Source organism: Salegentibacter echinorum (assembly GCF_900129445.1).
Lineage (GTDB): Bacteria > Bacteroidota > Bacteroidia > Flavobacteriales > Flavobacteriaceae > Salegentibacter > Salegentibacter echinorum.
On sequence record NZ_FQVT01000001.1, the window covers coordinates 290423 to 308711 of the forward strand.

Sequence of the window (18289 nt, forward strand, 5' to 3'; positions counted from 1 at the left end):
ATAAAGAACTAGCGATGAAAATTAAGAGGCAAGATTATAATTGCTTAAAAGCTATTATTTCTTTAGTTTTTATTGTTTTTATGATTATTCCGGTTAAATCACAATCTACAGATTTAGCCCGGCTTGAATATACCTACTTCCCCCAATCGAACTCAGACAACTCGTTTAGGAGGTTTAGAACTTTTGCAAATTTTCCTATAGTTTTAAATGGTAAAGGAGCTTATTTAATTCCCGGTTTGGAATATAGAAACGTAAGTTTTAAATACAGGAACAACGAGCTTTTCTCTACAGAACACCTGGATAGGTTTCAATCATTTACCGGGAAAATAGGTTATACCTTTAAAATGAATAAGCATTGGCGTTTTGGGATTGAAACAGGGCTTAAAATTGCGTCTAATTTTAGTAATAAGAAAACCGTAAATGACGATTATATTTATACAGGAGCCGTTTATTTCATGAAGTCAAAAGAAGAAGAGGTCAATGCAAAACCCTGGCGTCTAATTTTTGGCCTTAGTTACTCTACCACCCGCGGTTATCCCTTTCCTTTACCGGTAATTAACTACTATAAAAGGTTTGAACCTAATTGGGCTTATGCACTTGGAATACCAAAAACCAATTTAAAATATTTTATAAAAGACAAACATGAGTTGCAGGCTTTTGTGACTTTAGATGGCTTTTTTGCTAATATTCAGAATAATTTTAATCCGTATCTTCGAAGTCGGCCAAACTCAAATAAATTGGCCGAAAATGTTTCTATGACGGTTTTATTAAGTGGACTGGGCTATCAATATAACTTTACAGAACATATTTCATTTTACCTCTATGCCGGTTACACCGTTATAAATGATATTAGGCTAAGGGATGGTGACCACGAGGATTTATATACAATAGACGATAACAACACTTTTTACGCCCGTAGTGGCTTAAAATTTAGTATTTTATAATATGGCACAAATTTTATTAATTGAAGATGAAGCAGCAATTAGAAGGGTTTTAGTAAAAATTCTTTCTGAAGAAAATAAAAAGTATGAAGTAGAGGAGGCTGCAGATGGATTGGAAGGAGTAGAAAAGATTAAGGATAAAGATTTCGATCTGGTTCTTTGTGATATTAAGATGCCAAAGATGGACGGGGTGGAAGTGCTGGAGGCTATCATGAAAATTAAGCCTGAAATCCCCGTAGTGATGATTTCTGGTCACGGCGACCTTGAAACGGCTGTAAACACGATGAAAAAAGGTGCTTTTGACTATATTTCGAAACCACCAGATCTTAACCGATTGCTCAACACCGTAAGAAATGCTTTAGATCGAAAAGAGTTGGTAGTAGAAAACACCCGACTTAAAAAGAAAGTGAGCAAGAATTTTGAAATGATTGGTGAGTCTGAAGAAATTCAAAGAATTAAACAATTAATTGAAAAAGTAGCACCTACCGATGCCCGCGTGCTTATTACAGGCCAAAATGGAACCGGAAAAGAATTGGTAGCACATTGGTTGCATCAAAAAAGTGATAGGTCTAAAGCAGCAATGGTAGAAGTGAATTGTGCAGCTATTCCTGCAGAATTAATAGAGAGCGAACTCTTTGGCCACGTAAAAGGCGCTTTTACATCTGCTAATAAAGATAGGGCGGGTAAGTTTGAAGCTGCCAACGGCGGTACAATTTTTCTCGATGAAATTGGCGATATGAGCCTTTCTGCCCAGGCTAAAGTGCTACGTGCACTTCAGGAAAACAAAATTTCCCGGGTGGGAAGTGATAAAGATATTAAAGTAGATGTGCGTGTGGTTGCAGCGACCAATAAAGATCTCAAAAAAGAAATTGAAGAAAAGAAATTTAGGGAAGATTTATATCATCGTTTGGCAGTAATTTTAATAGAAGTACCTTCCTTAAATGAGCGCAGGGATGACATCCCATTACTTATCGATTATTTTAGTGAGAAGATTTCGGCAGAACACGGTTCCAATAAAAAAGAGTTCACTAAGGATGCAATCAATACTTTAAAGGAATATGACTGGCGCGGAAACATTCGGGAATTGCGCAATGTTATAGAGCGTCTGGTTATTCTTGGTGGAGATGAGATCTCAGAAGAAGATGTGCAGTTGTTTGGTAGTAAATTTTAATTGCGGGACGATAGCCAAAATTTGATTCTACGAGAAAGAACAGCCTAGAAATGCAAGAATTTTTTCTGAATAATGTATCCTTTTTGATCGAAATTGTTGAAAAATAAACTTACTTCACTCTAAAAGTTATTTCCCCGATTCCTTGAAGAATTTAATTTTTAGAGTGAATTTTTAGTTTTAATCTTTTGGAGGTGGGTTATACCTCAAAAAATACATAGTGTCCCCGCTGGGGTGGTCCCACTCATGGAAAAGCTCAAACCCAAAACGTTGATAAACCAGGGCGTTTTTGCGCATTCTCGTTTCGGCATATAGCGGAATTTGATATTCCTTTGCCTGCCGGTAAAACTCGTCTTTCATTTCCTTACCCACCTGGGTATCTGCTCCCCTGGAGTCGGCTAAAATTCCCCAAAACCAGCAATATAAATAATCTCCCTCTTGCGGACGTTGCTTTTGGATATAATTTTGGTTTTTTACAATACTGTAAGCATTTCTAATGCCGGTTACATTAAGCACTAAGCCAATTTGTGTTCTAATATCTTTAAGAAAATTATCGTCTTTTTTATTGGTACGGAACAAAATAGCAATACCTTTTCTATTTTTAGAAATCACTAAAGCATCTTTCTCAATAGCTTTCTCTACCATATGAGTAGCCAAATATCTAAAACGCTTATGGCGGTCACCACCTTTTTTTACAATCTCCATTGAAGATGGGATTTCTTTTAAAAGGCTGGTTACCTTGGCGATAATCTCTTCTTTTTCTTCTTTGTTCACACCATATTTATTTAGCGGCGAAGATATAAAATTTATCCTTTTTTTGATCAATTGTTAAGCTTTGAATGCTTGTTGCTTCTTAAAGTTTATCGGGAATTTTAAAAGTGATCCAGGAAACTTTTGGTATAAAAGTTGAAAACCGATTATTAAAGATTAATCGGCTTATCTCAACCTACAGGTAGCTATTTATAAAACCTATAATTTAAAGCTTAGCTTGTCTAGATTAACTATTTTAGCAACATAGTTTTATGGCATAAAAGTTTATTTAAATGAAGAAATTTTTGTTTTTATTATCTGGTATATTATTAAGTTTTGGCTTAACTGCTCAAGAAAATACAATTAAAGAAAATGATTCTATACAGATACGTAAAATATTCAATACGGCTCTTGTGAATGGGAAAGCTTATAACTGGCTAGATCATCTTTCCAATGCTATTGGAGGAAGATTGTCTGGTTCATTAAATGCTCAAAAAGCCGTAGAATATACGCAATCTCAATTGGAAGAACTTGGTTTGGACAAAGTTTGGTTACAGCCTGTTATGGTGCCAAAATGGACCCGCGGAACCCGGGAATATGCTTATATACAAACAGGCCCAGGTTCTTCAACCGAAGTAAATATAGCGGCTCTTGGCGGCTCTATAGCTACACCTACCGGTGGTTTAAAAAAACAGGTAATTGAAGTGCAGGGGCTGGAGGAGCTGGAAGAGTGTAAAGGAGAGATAAAAGATAAGATTGTATTTTATAATCGCCCAATGGATCCTACACATATCCAAACTTTTAAAGCTTATGGAAGCTGTGTAGATCAGCGCTACTCGGGAGCTGAGGCCGCTGCAAAGTATGGCGCTGCCGCGGTTATTGTGAGATCGCTTAGTTTAAAGATAGACGAGCATCCCCACACCGGCTCTATGAGTTATGGCAATCTCCCAAATAGTAAGCGAATTCCCGCAGCAGCGATTAGTACTAAAGATGCCGATTATCTAAGCGGAATTTTAAAGCTGAAAAAAGATTTGGAATTTTATTTAAAATTGAGCTCAGAAAATCGCGGGGAAGTGAAATCCTATAATGTGATAGGCGAAATTACCGGAAGCGAATTCCCAAAAGAAATTATGCTTGTTGGCGGGCATCTTGATTCCTGGGATTTAGGCGATGGCGCCCATGATGATGGCGCAGGGGTTGTGCAGTCTATGGAAGTGCTTCGATTACTCAAAGAAATTGATTATAAGCCTAAACGAACCCTAAGGGTAGTGCTTTTTATGAATGAAGAAAATGGTTTGCGTGGCGGAAAGAAATACGCTGAAGTTGCAAAAATCAACAATGAAAACCACATTTTTGCTTTAGAAAGCGATGCCGGAGGGTTTACACCACGCGGATTCTCATTTGAAGCGAGTGATGCACAATTTGCAAAAATAGAAGGTTGGAAAACACTTTTTAAACCTTATCTTATTCACTATTTTGAACAGGGGGGAAGTGGAGCAGATATAGGCCCATTAAAAAATGAGCATATAGTACTTGCGGGCCTGGCACCAGATTCGCAACGTTATTTTGATATTCATCACGCAGCTACCGATACTTTTGAACAAATAAATAAACGTGAATTAGAATTGGGAGCTGCCACTATGACTTCTCTAATTTATCTAATTGATAAATATGGACTGTAAAGTCAACAACTTTTCTGGAGCTTTTATGTTTTAAGAAAGAACAAAAATCGTAGCTATCATCTTTTAGTCTTTTTTCTTGTCTCTATCAGCCTAGCAATTTTGATTCTTAATTAGATAACATTAAAGCATAGATATCAATCAGCTTTTATTTCGATTTCAATTTTTGGACGATAAATTCCTATTATATTTGCCGCCAAAATTAGAGGTTTGCAATTACAGGCTTATACCAAAGAATTCAGTAAAAATTTACAGCTCGCTTTTCCCGTGATGATGGGACAATTGGGACACGTGCTCGTTGGGCTGGTAGATAATTTAATGATTGGTAGATTGGGACCTGCATCACTGGCCGCGGTATCCCTGGGAAATAGCATGATTTTTATTGCGCTTTCTATGGGAATTGGTTTTTCTTTTGCCATTACTCCGCTAATCGCAGAGGCAGATGGAGCTAAAGATATTAAAAACGGTAGAAGCTATTTTCACCATGGCCTTATCCTTTGTACTATAAACGGTATTTTACTATTTCTGGTATTATTAATAGCAAAACCGGTATTGTATTACTTAGATCAGCCCCCAGAGGTTGTAGAGCTCGCTTTACCATACCTAAATATTGTAGCTTTCTCTATGGTGCCGCTTATGATCTTCCAGGCATTTAAACAATTTGCCGATGGACTTTCCCAAACAAAATATGCGATGTATGCCACACTTATCGCTAACGTGGTGAATGTAGTCTTTAATTATATTCTTATTTATGGTGTTTGGATCTTCCCTAGATTAGAATTGGAAGGTGCAGCAATTGGTACTTTAATTTCCCGTTTTTTTATGCTTTGGTTTATTTGGGAAATTTTAAGAAGAAAGAAAAAGTTTGCCGAATATTTTAAATGGGGTAGAAAAGAAGCACTTAATTCAAAAGTCTTCAAACGCCTATTGAACCTCGGGTTTCCTACAGCCCTTCAAATGCTTTTTGAAGTAGCCATTTTTACGGCCACTGTTTTTCTTGCCGGTTTACTGGGAACAAATCCCCAGGCCGCCAACCAAATTGCATTAAACCTGGCTTCTATGACGTTTATGATTGCTGTAGGCCTTGGGGTTACCGCTACAATTAGGGTGGGAAACCAAAAAGGCCTGGCACAATTTAAAGATTTAAGAAGAATTGCGCTTTCCACCTTTTTGCTGGTATTTTTAATTGAAGCTGTTTTTGCACTTGCCTTTATTTTATTAAAAGATTGGTTGCCTACTTTTTATATAGATAATGCTGAAGTGATTTTACTTTCAGCGCAACTATTGGTGGTGGCCGCTTTATTTCAGCTAAGCGACGGCTTGCAGGTAGTTATCCTTGGGGCTTTAAGAGGTTTGCAGGATGTGAAGGTTCCCACACTAATCTGTTTTATATCTTATTGGATTATAGGTTTTCCGGTTTCCTGGTATTTTGGAAAAGCGAAGATGATGGGAAGTATGGGGATTTGGCTGGGGTTACTGGCCGGATTATCTGCTTCGGCATTATTGTTGTACTTTCGGTTCAATTATTTATCAAAAAAACTTATTTTAAAAAATTATAAACTTGCTCAATCTAAAATATAACTATGGAGATTCCTAAATTCCTTCTTGGTGATAATACCGATTTCCCTACTGCGGTTTTTGTGGTTCATACCGATTTTCCAAGGTTTATAATTAATCTTGAAAATGACGAAGTAGAGTGGTTGGAAGAATTTGACCAACAAGACGAAGATGAACTAAAAAATGAGACTGAAAACCTTATTAAAGAAGCGTCTGCTTTTTACGATAGGGAAGTGACCAGGTATGAAAAAGACTAAATGGAGAGAATAATTGAATTAGATCATCAACTTTTTATATGGCTTAATAATTTAGGCTCAGAAAATTGGGATTGGCTATGGTTGTTTATTACGGATAAGTGGTCGGCAATACCGCTTTACGCCTTTTTATTGTTCTTAATTTTTAAAAAATTTGGATGGAAAGCCAGTTTGCTTACCATGCTGTTTATAACTCTGTTAATTACAGCTACAGATCAATTGGGGAATATTTGTAAAGATTTCTTCGATCGTTTAAGGCCCTGTCGTCAGGAAGGCGTTATGGAATATACCCGTTTTGTCGCCAAAAGATGTGGTTCTTATGGTTTTTTCTCTGCTCACGCTGCTAATTCTATGGGCGTGGCAGTTTTTCTAGTACTCATATTCGGAAAAACCTATTCCAAATATATTTATTTTTTAATTTGTTGGGCTTTACTCGTCGCTTATAGCAGGGTTTATGTGGGAGTTCATTATCCGGGAGACATTGTGGCCGGCATCATAGTCGGGATATTTTTTGGTTTTTTATTTTATAAACTGCATACTTATGTTCAGGCGAAGGTTTTTAAAAAACTTAATAAGCAATCTGTGATTAACGAGTAATAATTGTTTAATGATTTTTTAGTATTAATTTTACACATCGATTTCCGTAAAAGACGTTATTCTGAAAACTGTTTATTCCAAATAGTTTGATTTGAATTTTTTATTACCTCAGTTCGACCTAAGTTGATTGAAGTTCAAAGCCAGTTGGTTCGAGACCCCTTACAAAAGTTTTAAAAAACGCTAATATTGAAATAATACCTTCAAAATTAAAGCCGAAAGAAGTTGCAATGAATTTCGCTGAAAAAAGGGTGGTTGCATGAGTATCTTTAATAGAATGCAAGTTCATAATTTCCTGTAAAGACAGATTTAGCTGAAATTGCTAAAAAATCAAGGTTTTTAAGTTGGTTACAGCTTAGTTTTTATTTTTCCCTACAGGATGATGATTATTCGAAGGGCAGCGCTTTAAAGGCGAAATATGATACTTAAAAACTATTGAAGCTCAAACTTTAAGTTAATAATTCAGACAGCTTTTTTTTGCTATTATAGCTTATCATTATGGTCAACCCATGTCAATTTTCACTCGTTTTTCTTAAGTCGGGTTATTTATGACAAATTTATGAACCCAATCTTTGTAAGCCTGCTTTATGCTTGTTATATTGAGAGTTTATCAATTAAACCAATATATAGAGATGAAAAATTTGTATAAAACAACGGTAACTACAAAAGGAGCTAGAAATGGTCACGCAAAAAGTGACGATGGACTACTGGATGTAGCTTTGAGTGTACCCAAATCCATGGGCGGCGACGGTGGTAATAATACCAACCCAGAGCAATTGTTTGGAGCGGGATATTCCGCTTGTTTTGGAGGTGCTTTACAACTAGTTGCAAAGAATCACGGGGTAGAATTAAGTGAAGACCTTAGCGTAAGTGCAGTGGTAGAGTTAGGTAAAACCGAAGAAGGCAATTTACAATTGGCAGTTATTTTAGATTGCTATTTACCCGGAGTGGATGTAGAAACTGGTGAGAAAATCGTTAACGAAGCTCACGAAGTTTGTCCTTATTCCCGCGCCACCAGAGATAATATAGACGTTACCTTAAACCTAATGGTTGACGAGGATTAAACATTTCTTTGCTAAAAGAAAGTTGTGACTGTCTAAAAAGCACTTTGATTTACTATCGGGATAAACGAAAGTATTTTCAACTTTTTGGAAATCAATAAGTAGGTTAAAGCACTTTGATGATAATAACGTTAAAGTTTACTTTTAAAACAGCCATTTACTATTTTCTTAAAATATCAAAGCTCACAAATACTTGCTATTTGTGAGCTTTTTTTATATCCTGTTTTATGGGAATGCTCAAAAAAGTTTTGTCCCAGGCTAATTGTAAATAAATAAAACCGTTTTGTTCTGTAAACTTTATTGTGAATTGGTCGAGACTATTTTTTAACTTTTTGGCGGGGACTTCAAGCACTAGTGCATCAAAAGCTGCGTCTCTATAAGCTTCTTCGTCCAGGTTTATTCCCCAGGGGTACATCCTATCGTTAAATATAACTTTCCAGGAATTTTCTTTGGGGATTGTCCAGAGTGTATATTTTCCTGCTTTTAATAATGATCCATCTATAAGGATATCTTTATTCGTAGAAAATGTGGTAGCTTCATTAGCTCCCGTTCGCCATACTTTATTATAAGGAATAAGCTCTCCAAAAATTTCCCTGTTCTTTTTATAAGGCCGGTTATAGAAAACTTCCAAATGTAAATCATCCCTGTTATAGCTCACTGTATCTTCCGGACTGTGGGATTTGGTATTGGAGTGAAATAAAAAAACAACCACAGCAGCAACAGCCATGATTGCAATTCCTATTTTTAAATATGTTTTTACAGGCTTTTTCATTTTAAGCTTATCCTTACGCTAAATTGCACTTTTAATAGGCGATATATAAATGCTTCAAAAAACGTGCAATTTTTCAACTTATCGAAAAAAGTAAAATTAATGCAAATTTGGGCAATGTTTTGCTAAACTAAAATGCTTGCTGTAATTTTAGCGATTCCCCAAAAAAATAAAAATTATTAAAAGTTGCTTATGGGACCCGACGGTTTTTCTGAATTTCTATCTAAACTCACTTTGGGGTTTACCAGCGTATTGGATGCTAATTTAAAGGAAGAAGATTATATTGTTATAGATCTTTCTGAAAATAATGTGGAGCTCAAAAAAGTAGATATTTCTTCCTCCCGCGCTTTTTCTAAATATATCGCAGAATATTTAAATGCTTTTGGAAAGAAAGTTGCCTTTGGAGGTTATTCAGAAGTGCGTAAACTATATCAAAGAAGCGAATTGTTTACTGCTTCAAAAGACGAAAATCACAATAGGAATATTCACTTAGGTTTAGATTTTTGGGCCGATGCTTATACCGATGTTCTGGCAGTTTTAGATGGAAAAATTCATAGTTATAACGATAATGCAAATTTTGCGGATTATGGCCCGACAATCATTTTAGAACATAATTATGAAAACAAAGTATTCTACTCGCTGTATGGCCATTTAAGTAGAGAGTCTTTGCAGAATCTTGTTCTGGGAACCAAGATAAAAAAAGGAGAGAAAATTGGTGAATTAGGTAGTCCAGAGGAGAACGGAGACTATGCGCCACATCTGCATTTTCAAATTATCGAAGATCTGAAAGAAAAAATTGGAGATTTTCCCGGAGTTACCTCCAGGAAGGATCTGGATTTTTATTTACAAAATTGTCCCAATCCCAATTATTTACTTAAACTTAGAAGTAATTAAGATTAAAGTTTATCGAGGTCCAATAAAACAATACTTATTTTCTCTTTAAAACAAGTGCTACCAGTGCGCTGGTTATAACTCCCATAGTTAGTGCATTAGATATACCCTGTACTATATAGGAGTTGAGGTTGAAAAAAGCTTCGGCGTCTTCCTGGCTCATTCTTTCAGCATCAACGTTGTAGTCAATTATATTATTAAAGAAATCTGGGCTTATTAATTTGTGCGCAATAACCTGGTGTAAAGGAGAAAGCAAAGCTATTACCACACTTAAAATGATTCCTGAAACAAAACCTTGCTTCCAACTCATTTTTCCGTGAAAAATCGTTTGCTTTTTATCCCGAATTGCCAAAAAATACACAACTATCGCGATAAATCCGAAGAAATTAGTGTATAGTGCTTGTTTGTCAATATGTTCATTGTGCCAGCCCAGTAGTTTTTCGAGATAGGTCCATATTACCATAAGCACGAAAAAAATCACGCCCCATTTTATTTCAATTTGATATTTCTTCATAGGAAAACTAATGTAAGAGCTAAATTAATCAAAATATTAAATTACAGAAATATTGCCTTTACGATTTAATACTAGTCTGATTTTGATGCTAAAAGTCTTTGATATTAGAGACCTCAAAGGTGTCAAAAACCTGTGAGATCTTTTACGTTACTTTATAGAAGAAACTACGAGATACAGAAGTGATATGATAAATAGGGTCTAAATAAAAAATTCCCGAAAAATTAATTCCCGGGAATTTTAAAAAGACCTCATTTTAAGGTTATTGATCTACTATAACCCAGTCCCCTTTATCTAGTAAGGGAATTGCTTGTTTGTATTTTACGGTTTTATTTTCACCGCTCATTACATTTTTAATGGTGACCTTTTCGTTACGACCAATTTTTGGTTTATCACGGGTAATGGTTTCAGTAACCTGGGGACGACGTTGCTGCTGGGTATTCCCAGCTGCTCTACTTTCAGAAGCCCTTTCATCCATATTAGGAATTTCTTCTTTCTGGGTTTCTACTTTTTCCTTTTTGCGCTGTCTGGCTTCCTGAATATTACCTACATTTCCTTCTGGAATTTCTCCTTTAAACAGGAAAGAGATAACATCGCGGTTCACCTGGTCTAACATAGCTTTAAATAATTCAAAAGCTTCAAACTTGTAAATTAATAAAGGATCTTTTTGCTCGTGAACGGCTAGCTGAACGCTTTGTTTTAACTCATCCATCTTACGAAGGTGAGTTTTCCAGGCGTCGTCTATTATGGCAAGACTTATATTTTTCTCAAAATCTTTAACCAATTGCACTCCTTCAGATTCGTAGGCTTTTTCAAGATTAGTGATTACCTGTAAAGTTTTTTGACCATCTGTAAAGGGCACCGAGATTCTCTCAAAATTATTAGCTTCATCTTCATAAACCTGCTTAATAACCGGGAATGCCCGGGCAGCATTGTTTTCCATCTTAGAATCATAATGCTCATAAGCCGCTTTATATACCACTCCTGAGATCTTTTGAACTCCCATTTTTTCAAATTCGTCTTCCGAAATTGGGGAATTCATAGAGAAATACCTAATCAACTCAAACTCGAAGTTCTTAAAGTCTTGTGCGACTTTGTTGTTTTCGGTAATTGCTTCAACGGTATCAAAGATCATATTGGCGATATCTACCCGCAAACGATCTCCAAATAGAGCGTGATAACGACGCTTATAAATTACTTCCCGCTGGGCATTCATCACATCATCATACTCCAATAAACGCTTCCTGATCCCGAAGTTATTTTCTTCTACTTTTTTCTGGGCGCGTTCAATAGATTTAGAAATCATGCTATGCTGAATCACTTCACCTTCTTCCAGCCCCATTCTATCCATTAATTTGGCTATTCTTTCTGAACCAAATAAACGCATTAAGTTATCTTCCAAAGAAGCGTAGAATTGAGAGCTACCAGGATCTCCCTGACGCCCAGCACGACCTCGCAACTGCCTATCTACACGTCGGGAATCGTGGCGTTCGGTTCCTACAATGGCCAGCCCGCCGGCTTCTTTTACTTCTTTAGTTAATTTAATATCGGTACCTCTACCGGCCATGTTGGTGGCGATGGTCACGATACCAGATTTTCCTGCTTCTGCAACAATATCTGCCTCACGTTTGTGCAGTTTAGCGTTTAAAACATTATGCGGAACGTTTCTTAATTTCAGCATCCTGGAAAGTAATTCTGAAATTTCTACCGAAGTTGTACCAATAAGCACGGGTCTTCCGGCATTGGAAAGCTCGGTAACGTGGTCTATTACCGCGTTATATTTTTCACGTTTGGTCTTATAAACCAAATCATCTTTATCGTCTCTGGCGATTGGACGATTGGTGGGGATTTCTACTACGTCTAGTTTGTAAATTTCCCAGAACTCCCCGGCCTCTGTCACTGCAGTACCGGTCATCCCAGATAATTTGCCGTACATTCTAAAGTAATTCTGAAGGGTTACCGTGGCAAAAGTTTGGGTTGCATCTTCAATCTTCACGTTTTCTTTGGCTTCAATTGCCTGGTGCAAGCCGTCGCTGTAGCGCCTGCCGTCCATAATACGACCGGTTTGCTCATCTACAATTTTCACCTTGTTATCTATCACCACATACTCATCGTCTTTTTCGAAGAGGGTATATGCTTTTAATAACTGGTTAAGGGTGTGAATACGCTCACTTTTTACACTGTAATCTCTAAAAAGCTCCTCTTTTTTCTCGGCTTCTTCTTCTTTAGAAAGTCCTTCATTTTCAATCTTAGCGATTTCCATGCCCATTTCTGGCATTACAAAGAAATCTGCGTCACCATCTGCCGATAGGAATTCAATTCCTTTATCTGTAAGGTCTATCTGGTTGTTTTTTTCTTCAATGGTAAAATACAGGTCGGCATCAACTTTGGGCATTTCCCGGTTGTTGTCCTGCATATAGTGATTTTCGGTCTTTTGCAGCAGCTGTTTTATACCTTCTTCACTTAAAAATTTAATAAGTGCTTTATTCTTTGGTAGGCCCCTGTAAACCCTAAGCAATAGGAAAGCGCCGTCTTTAGTATTTCCTTCGGCAATAAGCTTCTTGGCTTCGGCAAGAACCTTAACAAGATGTTTTCGTTGTAGATCTACGATATTGGAAACAGCCGGCTTAAGCTCGTGAAACTCGTGTACATCACCTTTGGGAATTGGCCCTGAAATAATTAATGGGGTACGCGCATCGTCAATAAGTACAGAATCCACCTCATCCACAATTGCAAAGTTGTGAGGACGTTGCACTAAATCTGTTGGAGCGTGGGACATATTATCCCTCAAATAATCAAATCCAAATTCATTATTGGTTCCGTAAGTGATATCGGCATTATAAGCTTTTCTTCTCGCTGCCGAATTTGGCCGGTGATAATCAATACAATCTACACTCATCCCGTGAAATTCAAAGATAGGAGCCATCCAGGCGCTATCCCTTTTTGCCAGGTAATCGTTTACGGTTACCAGGTGCACACCATTTCCGGTTAGGGCATTAAGGTACATAGGAAGTGTTGCCACAAGCGTTTTACCTTCCCCGGTTTGCATCTCGGCAATTTTCCCCTGGTGCATGGCAACCCCGCCAATTAGCTGCACGTCATAGTGAATCATATCCCAGGTTACCGGTTTACCGGCCGCATCCCAGGAATTGTTCCATATAGCGTAATCTTCTTCTAAGTTTACATAATCCTTTTCTGCTGAAAGTTCCCGGTCATATTCCGAAGCGGTAACTTTTAATTGCTTGTTATGAAAAAAGCGTTTAGCCGTTTCTTTTACCGTGGCAAAAGCTTCGGGCAAAATATCATTGAGAACCCCTTCTGAAACTTCGTAAGATTTTTCTTTTAGCGAGTCGATTTCGGCATAGATATCTTCTTTCTTGGTAATATCATTGGTCGCATCAGCTTCAGCTTCCAGCGCTGTGATCTTCTCGTTGATATCTTGTATTGCTTCGGCAATCTTTTCCTTAAAGCTCGTTGTTTTAGCTCTAAGTTCGTCTAAGCTTAAGGCCTCAAACTCTGCTTCGAGATCTTTAACTTTGTTTACTATGGGTTGTATAGCTTTGACGTCTTTTTTAGATTTATCGCCGACAAATACTTTTAGTACAGAATTTAAAAAATCCATAATAGTTTTTGTTTAATAGGGGTTCAAATGTACGCAAAAAAAAAGCCTCACTATGGAGACTTTTTTCTATTTTTTGCGCATTATTTTTTTAATATTCATCCTCATTCCAAAGATAATCTTCGTCTGTAGGATAATCGGGCCAGATTTCTTCAATAGAATCATACGAGTCGCCTTCATCTTCTATCGATTGTAGGTTTTCTACTACCTCGAGCGGCGCACCTGTTCTAATTGCATAATCAATTAACTCGTCTTTAGTTGCAGGCCACGGGGCATCACTTAAATAAGATGCTAATTCTAAAGTCCAATACATGGGTTAATCAAGTTTTATATTTTTGCAAAAATAAATTTTTAAATGGAATAGCCAAGAAAAAAATCTATAATTTAATCAATACCGGTAAGAACATACACAATAATCATATTTTTTCTTCGAAATATGAAACTTATGAAGTGAAACCACGTATCTAAATAAGCATTTTATAAATTGATAAGAAAGATTATACCAATAAACGTAACTTATAAAACGATAAGACAGTTCTTCTTTGTGCTGAACCGGAAGAAATTAAGTCTTCTGCGGAATCCATTGAATCTCTTCGGCCTGTAACCTTTTAGACAAGATTCGTGCCAGCACAAAAAGATAATCTGACAATCTATTGAGATATTTTAAAACATGATCATCAAAAGCTTCTACTTCATATAGAGCACTCGCCAGTCTCTCAGCACGGCGACAAACACAGCGGCCTATGTGACAGAATGACACACTTTGATGACCTCCCGGAAGAATAAAATGGGTCATCGCTGGAAGTTCTTCGTTCATTCTATCTATCTCCTGCTCTAAGAGTTCAATATCTTCCGCAGTGATTTTTGGAATATTTAAACGTTCTTTTCCGTTTTTAAGCTTTTGCTTTTCGGGATCTGTCGCCAACATAGATCCAATAGTGAAAAGACGATCTTGAATTTTACTTAAAACATCTTTTGCCTCTTTACCGGTATCTTGATCGCGTATAAGGCCAATATGGGAGTTGAGTTCATCTACTGTGCCATAACTTTCTATGCGCAAATGATGTTTAGGAACCCGCGTACCGCCAAAGAGCGCTGTGGTCCCTTTGTCTCCTGTTTTTGTATATATTTTCATATTATTTAGTTGAGGAATTAAACAAATGTCGCGTTTGTTTTATATGTTTCACAAAATTATTTAAAAAATACACGAACGATTAATTTTTAGAGGTCTATAAACATGTTTTCAACTTATTTTCAGAAAAAGTTTAACTAGTTTTAAACTAGACCTATTTAAAAATGTAAGAAGTAAGTAAAGCGGAAGAGTCTTAGAAATTTGTTTCGCTAATTTTAGTTAGAAATAGGGTAGAGGTAGTCAGGTTTTGTCCTGTTCCTCACGACGCTCCATGTAGCGTTTTCTGAAATTTCTATTTTTTCGTGCTTTCCTATTCTTTTTTGCCCTACGGGAATTCCAAATAAAATAAGCGAGAAAAACTGCGATAAGAATAATATAAACCCAGGTCTCCTGATCAAATTGAAACATATTGCATTATATTTTTTCACAAGATAAGAAATCTGAAATATTACCACCGGTAAAACATTTTCTAATTATTCTAATTTTTGCTCAAACTTGAACTAAAGATTTTAGTTGAAACAAAAGATTAGTGTTGTCTTTAACTTAAAGCTTCTAAATACTAAAAAAGCGCAGAAGATGATGAAGTTTATCTCCTGCGCTTTTTAATTTTAAAGTCCGAAGCTTAATGAAAGTACCACATTAGAAATTTTACGATCTATATTTGCAGTATTTGTTAATCCTACTTCATAAAGCCTGGGGTTTTCTTCATAACTGGAGTGGGTGTAAGCAAGGTCTAATTTTATGTTTCCAAAGTCATAACCCAAACCTCCGGAATAACCATTAAGGTCGCCAACCGTAGTTTCATTGGCATAAGGACTTTGCTCATAACGGTAGCCTCCTCTTAGGCTCCAGTTATTAATTCGATATTCCCCACCAAGTCTAAAAGTAGAAACGGCCTGAAGTTCTTCAGAAATATTATTGTTTTGATCTATAAACTCAGAATCGTTTTTAGGCCTGAATTCAGTAGCTGAAAAATCTTTATAAGAATAATCGAAACTAATTAGTCCTCTCTTTCCAAAAATTACTGCAAGGCTTCCGGTTAACTTCCCGGGGGTCCTAAGCTTATAATCGGGATAAATATTAATAATATTCGGGTTTACTACGGCGCGCTCACCAGCATTGTTGTTAGTTTCTAAGTACTGCGTGTTTTCTTCACTTATATTGTACCAGGTAGGTGATTCATAGGAAGCCCCAACCCTAAAACGATCATTTAATTTTGCAATGGCCCCAACCTGAAATGAAAATCCATCTCCATTGGTACTTAGGTTGTTTTCAAACCTAACTTCATTGGTAGCGCTGCCAGCGTTATCATTGGTTTCTATAAATCGAGTCGCCCTATCATAATTTAAAAAGTGTGCATTTAAGTTAGCCCCTAAATAGAGAAAATCTTTAAATTGCGTTCCGAAATTAAAACTGAATTTTCCATTCAAGCCCGTTGATACCTCGTGGTAATCCTGGTTAAAAGATCCCGCACCAATTAAAGAGTTGTATTGGGTGTTTTCTGGGGTGTTTTTATCGTGATCTAAAACATAAGCTTGATAGCCTAAAAAAGCTTGTTGAGCACCGTGACCGTGACGTTCCCCTAAAAACTGATACAAATCTGAAATTGTTTCATCTTCCCTTGTTTGTAATAATTCTAAAGGAGTGCCCTGGGCATAACCCAAAAAATATTGATCTATAGAAGTTTGACTTATCCCGCGGGCAACAAAAGCATCTTCAAAATTATTTGTAGTGCCGTAGTTTGCGCCAATGCTAAATTTCCTCCAGGGACTATTGTTTCTGGCTTTAAAAACAAGTACACCACCGGCCTGGTTAAAATTAATTTCAGAATTATTATTACTGGTGCTGGTACCAAAGTAATTTACGTCCTTATTATTAAAACGGTCGCTTAAAGTAATTGTTCCGAAGGAACTAATAAAAACAGCCGATGATGCCGGGTTAACCTGCAAGGCCGATAAATCTCCACCTAAAGCGCCAAAAGCACCGCTCATCGCTCTAAAACGAGCAGTACCGTTTAATTCTTCAGTAGAATATCGAAAAGCGTCAGTGATATTTTGAGCTTGCACACCTGCTGTGATAAGAATAGTTCCCAGTAATAGAAATATCTTTTTCATAATTCTTTTTAAATTTAATTCAGAAAAAACCTTACAGGATTTACTGTAAGGTTAATTTCATAATATGCTTAATAATATTGTTTAAACCGCCTTAGCATTATCTTCCTCTTCCTCCAGACCTGGACGAAGATGAAGAGGAGCGGCTACTGCCTCCAGAACTTCTTGTTCCGCTAGACCTTGAACTACTGGAACGTCTCACGGTACCACTACTGCTCCTTGAAGATCTTGAAGACCTATTATAAGAGTTGTTCGATCTTGAGCTTCTATTAGAACGGTTAATGCTAGAGTTTCTTCGCGTAGTAGTAGATCTATTCACTCGTGAAGGTTCGCTTCTACGACTGGAACGACTATATACCCTGGAGTCGTCCTTAGAACTACGGGAGTAGCTTCGGCTATTATTACTGTTGCTTCTTATTGCTTTTATACTTCTGGAATACGAAGAGTTGTTGGACCTCACAGTAGAATTACTACCTCTTCTGTATGTAGAATTACTGGACCTGCGTCCATAGTGGTAGGCAACATCTCTATAATGATTATTATTACCATAATAAGGGTTATTTAAATAACCTCTTCTCCAAAACGGACTGTAGTATCCGCCATATCTATAACCGTAACCATATCCATAGCCGTGTGCCCAATATGGGCCGTAGCTACCCCAGTAAGGTCCATAGCCCCAGTGTGGGAATGCTCCCCAATACGGGTTGCCCCAATAACCGGCATAACCATAGCCGTAACCATAATAACCCCATCTAAAGGGATTGTAATAGCTACCGTAGTAAGGCCTGTTGTAAATATTTATAGTGTATTGATCTGGATCATTTCCCCAGGGTGCGTTTCCGCCATTATAAGATTGCTCTTCTTCATAGTATGTACCATCTTCAGAGGCGTTGGCAGAAGAATAGGATTCCACATCGGTAAATACGATTTCATCGGCCATTTGACCGTAGAATTCAGATTTTTCAGAAAAAAGATTTTTATAATAATTGTTCCCTGCATTATTGTTATTAGCACGTTGAGATTGCTTTTTGGTCACCGGTGCCTGTACATCTGCATCACCGTAAATTCCATCTTCGTAACCAGAATATTGGTAAGAACCACAAGATGCCAATAATAGCAATAACATAGGTGCAACCAGAATCATGGTGTTTTTTGGAAAGTAATAATTGCGTATCATTAGCTTAGGTTTTTATTGTTGAACATTACAAAAATAGTTAGTTTTGCGCTAACTAAACCTGCATTTATATTGTAT

The 18289-nt window shown here is 36.9% G+C and carries 17 protein-coding genes; 8 read left to right on the plus strand and 9 right to left on the minus strand.

Going from position 1 to position 18289, the window contains the following annotated elements:
- The first annotated feature begins 14 nt into the window (after positions 1–14).
- Together BUA71_RS01385 and BUA71_RS01390 are read left to right on the plus strand one after the other, a co-directional pair.
- Entirely contained in the window at positions 15–944 is a 930-nt protein-coding gene (locus BUA71_RS01385) for a DUF6268 family outer membrane beta-barrel protein (protein ID WP_083572013.1), read from the plus strand.
- Between the two features lies 1 nt (position 945).
- Positions 946–2112: a sigma-54-dependent transcriptional regulator gene (locus BUA71_RS01390; protein WP_072875973.1), complete on the plus strand. Its 1167-nt coding sequence runs from the start codon at positions 946–948 to the stop codon at positions 2110–2112.
- 177 nt (positions 2113–2289) lie between these two features.
- Here the strand turns inward: BUA71_RS01390 and BUA71_RS01395 are convergent, their stop codons facing one another.
- Entirely contained in the window at positions 2290–2883 is a 594-nt protein-coding gene (locus BUA71_RS01395) for a hypothetical protein (RefSeq protein ID WP_072876840.1), read from the minus strand.
- 269 nt (positions 2884–3152) lie between these two features.
- Between BUA71_RS01395 and BUA71_RS01400 the strand changes: the two genes are divergently transcribed.
- The 5 genes from BUA71_RS01400 (at position 3153) to BUA71_RS01420 (ending at position 8007) form a co-directional block, all read left to right on the plus strand.
- Positions 3153–4541 (plus strand): M20/M25/M40 family metallo-hydrolase, encoded by a 1389-nt coding sequence (locus BUA71_RS01400; protein WP_072875975.1) that lies wholly within the window; start codon positions 3153–3155, stop codon positions 4539–4541.
- A gap of 207 nt (positions 4542–4748) precedes the next feature.
- On the plus strand, positions 4749–6119 hold the full coding sequence (locus BUA71_RS01405) for an MATE family efflux transporter (protein ID WP_072875977.1): 1371 nt from the start codon (positions 4749–4751) through the stop codon (positions 6117–6119).
- Between the two features lie 2 nt (positions 6120–6121).
- Positions 6122–6352 carry a hypothetical protein gene (locus BUA71_RS01410; RefSeq protein ID WP_072875979.1) on the plus strand — a complete coding sequence of 77 codons (231 nt, stop codon included), beginning with the start codon at positions 6122–6124 and terminating at the stop codon, positions 6350–6352.
- Positions 6353–6946, plus strand: a complete 594-nt coding sequence (locus BUA71_RS01415) for a phosphatase PAP2 family protein (protein ID WP_072875981.1) — start codon at positions 6353–6355, stop codon at positions 6944–6946.
- A gap of 629 nt (positions 6947–7575) precedes the next feature.
- Positions 7576–8007 (plus strand): organic hydroperoxide resistance protein, encoded by a 432-nt coding sequence (locus BUA71_RS01420; RefSeq protein ID WP_072875983.1) that lies wholly within the window; start codon positions 7576–7578, stop codon positions 8005–8007.
- Positions 8008–8200: 193 nt separating this feature from the next.
- On the opposite strand, the gene BUA71_RS01425 is transcribed toward BUA71_RS01420, so the two are convergent.
- Positions 8201–8776 carry a DUF2911 domain-containing protein gene (locus BUA71_RS01425; RefSeq protein WP_072875985.1) on the minus strand — a complete coding sequence of 192 codons (576 nt, stop codon included), beginning with the start codon at positions 8774–8776 and terminating at the stop codon, positions 8201–8203.
- A 189-nt stretch (positions 8777–8965) separates the two neighbouring features.
- Here BUA71_RS01425 and BUA71_RS01430 point away from each other — a divergent pair, with 189 nt between their 5' ends.
- Complete coding sequence (locus BUA71_RS01430) at positions 8966–9667, plus strand: peptidoglycan DD-metalloendopeptidase family protein (protein ID WP_072875987.1); 702 nt, start codon at positions 8966–8968, stop codon at positions 9665–9667.
- Positions 9668–9701: 34 nt separating this feature from the next.
- Here the strand turns inward: BUA71_RS01430 and BUA71_RS01435 are convergent, their stop codons facing one another.
- The 7 genes from BUA71_RS01435 to BUA71_RS01460 all read right to left on the minus strand — a co-directional run bounded on the left by BUA71_RS01435 (position 9702) and on the right by BUA71_RS01460 (position 18214).
- The gene (locus BUA71_RS01435) at positions 9702–10178 is read right to left on the minus strand and encodes a DUF4199 domain-containing protein (RefSeq protein ID WP_072875989.1); all 477 of its coding nucleotides are present in this window, start codon (positions 10176–10178) and stop codon (positions 9702–9704) included.
- A gap of 259 nt (positions 10179–10437) precedes the next feature.
- Positions 10438–13797, minus strand: a complete 3360-nt coding sequence (secA, locus tag BUA71_RS01440; RefSeq protein ID WP_072875991.1) for a preprotein translocase subunit SecA — start codon at positions 13795–13797, stop codon at positions 10438–10440.
- Between the two features lie 88 nt (positions 13798–13885).
- Positions 13886–14107, minus strand: a complete 222-nt coding sequence (locus tag BUA71_RS01445) for a DUF2795 domain-containing protein (RefSeq protein ID WP_006989959.1) — start codon at positions 14105–14107, stop codon at positions 13886–13888.
- 249 nt (positions 14108–14356) lie between these two features.
- Complete coding sequence (locus BUA71_RS01450) at positions 14357–14929, minus strand: cob(I)yrinic acid a,c-diamide adenosyltransferase (protein WP_072875993.1); 573 nt, start codon at positions 14927–14929, stop codon at positions 14357–14359.
- Between the two features lie 237 nt (positions 14930–15166).
- Complete coding sequence (locus BUA71_RS17585; protein ID WP_175545924.1) at positions 15167–15334, minus strand: hypothetical protein; 168 nt, start codon at positions 15332–15334, stop codon at positions 15167–15169.
- Between the two features lie 200 nt (positions 15335–15534).
- Positions 15535–17040: an OmpP1/FadL family transporter gene (locus BUA71_RS01455; protein WP_072875995.1), complete on the minus strand. Its 1506-nt coding sequence runs from the start codon at positions 17038–17040 to the stop codon at positions 15535–15537.
- Positions 17041–17137: 97 nt separating this feature from the next.
- Entirely contained in the window at positions 17138–18214 is a 1077-nt protein-coding gene (locus tag BUA71_RS01460) for a hypothetical protein (protein ID WP_072875997.1), read from the minus strand.
- Positions 18215–18289 lie beyond the last annotated feature (75 nt).

Excerpts from the sequence above, each read along its gene's own strand:
- BUA71_RS01460 (WP_072875997.1), bottom strand. The coding sequence starts at position 18,214 with ATGATACGCAATTATTACTTTCCAAAAAACACCATGATTCTGGTTGCA.
- BUA71_RS01435 (WP_072875989.1), bottom strand. The coding sequence starts at position 10,178 with ATGAAGAAATATCAAATTGAAATAAAATGGGGCGTGATTTTTTTCGTG.
- BUA71_RS17585 (WP_175545924.1), bottom strand. The coding sequence starts at position 15,334 with ATGTTTCAATTTGATCAGGAGACCTGGGTTTATATTATTCTTATCGCA.
- BUA71_RS01425 (WP_072875985.1), bottom strand. The coding sequence starts at position 8,776 with ATGAAAAAGCCTGTAAAAACATATTTAAAAATAGGAATTGCAATCATG.
- BUA71_RS01390 (WP_072875973.1), top strand. The coding sequence starts at position 946 with ATGGCACAAATTTTATTAATTGAAGATGAAGCAGCAATTAGAAGGGTT.
- BUA71_RS01450 (WP_072875993.1), bottom strand. The coding sequence starts at position 14,929 with ATGAAAATATATACAAAAACAGGAGACAAAGGGACCACAGCGCTCTTT.
- BUA71_RS01445 (WP_006989959.1), bottom strand. The coding sequence starts at position 14,107 with ATGTATTGGACTTTAGAATTAGCATCTTATTTAAGTGATGCCCCGTGG.
- BUA71_RS01385 (WP_083572013.1), top strand. The coding sequence starts at position 15 with ATGAAAATTAAGAGGCAAGATTATAATTGCTTAAAAGCTATTATTTCT.
- secA (WP_072875991.1), bottom strand. The coding sequence starts at position 13,797 with ATGGATTTTTTAAATTCTGTACTAAAAGTATTTGTCGGCGATAAATCT.
- BUA71_RS01455 (WP_072875995.1), bottom strand. The coding sequence starts at position 17,040 with ATGAAAAAGATATTTCTATTACTGGGAACTATTCTTATCACAGCAGGT.
- BUA71_RS01400 (WP_072875975.1), top strand. The coding sequence starts at position 3,153 with ATGAAGAAATTTTTGTTTTTATTATCTGGTATATTATTAAGTTTTGGC.
- BUA71_RS01410 (WP_072875979.1), top strand. The coding sequence starts at position 6,122 with ATGGAGATTCCTAAATTCCTTCTTGGTGATAATACCGATTTCCCTACT.
- BUA71_RS01415 (WP_072875981.1), top strand. The coding sequence starts at position 6,353 with ATGGAGAGAATAATTGAATTAGATCATCAACTTTTTATATGGCTTAAT.
- BUA71_RS01420 (WP_072875983.1), top strand. The coding sequence starts at position 7,576 with ATGAAAAATTTGTATAAAACAACGGTAACTACAAAAGGAGCTAGAAAT.
- BUA71_RS01430 (WP_072875987.1), top strand. The coding sequence starts at position 8,966 with ATGGGACCCGACGGTTTTTCTGAATTTCTATCTAAACTCACTTTGGGG.